The 949-nt window shown below is 44.9% G+C and carries 1 protein-coding gene; it reads right to left on the bottom strand.

The features are described 5' to 3' along the window. Positions 1-135: 135 nt before the first annotated feature. Positions 136-949 (bottom strand): phage tail protein (locus ACFIO3_RS14080; protein ID WP_375704686.1); only part of this gene is annotated, 814 nt, incomplete at its 5' end.

Genomic DNA, 949 nt, shown 5'->3' on the forward strand with positions numbered 1-949 from the left:
CTGATGATGGTTTGAACCTCATTGAGTTCACCCGCTTGAAGAAAAGGGCGCTTGCCATAAAACACCACGCTTTGTTGTTCGTCTTTGCCTACCGATCTGTCAATTGCAAAGGGTAAACCACTTTCATGCTTCATGTTAAAACCTCAATAAAATTTTGAATTGTTCGCGAACATCAGCACGCAAAGGAATGTTGATAGGTGTTTTAAGAATTTCTACACCATCACGCAGTTCATGAGCTTCAAGCCAAAGCTTGCCAGGAGGGGTTTGTTGTGCAAGAGAGCCATGAACGAGAAGGGAAACAGAGGTGGCTTGTTTGTCCGCAACATCATGAAAGTCTGTGCGAGCTGCCAGAAACAACAGAGTGCCGGTTGGGGAAGGGTTAAATTTGTTGCCACAATGGTTATAAACACCCTCTAAAACCTGTTCGACAGGCGCTACAGCATAGCATCGGCGATACCCAATCAGAGTGTTGTTTGCGTCTCTTAAAGCCAAATAAAGGGGACGATTTTGGAACCATTCTGCCATGAGTATGTCGCGTTCATGTTTTTTGACCGAACACCACGGAAAATTTGCCAAATCCCAAGGGTAATCAATTTGCTTCCAGCTTAACTCCTCATCCCCGTCATCAATCCAGTTGCCAATTAATGTGCCTTCTTCTTTCGTCAGCGTGTGATTGATTTCTGTTGTGCGTCCAAAGGAAAACAAAGTTCCCCCAGCTGTAAGACAGATGCCACTCTCGAAGTCCAGCATGCACTCATCAAGGTGTGACATATTGCATTCAACAGCTCCAACATCATAACCATAAACACCACGACGAAAATCAGAGCGCAAACTTTTGGAAAGTCTCACGATTGCTTCAATGGCTTCAAGCTGTGTTCGTTCAGGCAAGTGATCAAAATCAAGTTGAAAGGAATTCCACCATGCACGCCCAGACCATGCGGGCTTAAAA

Source organism: Bartonella sp. AD328YNZD, from assembly GCF_042196425.1.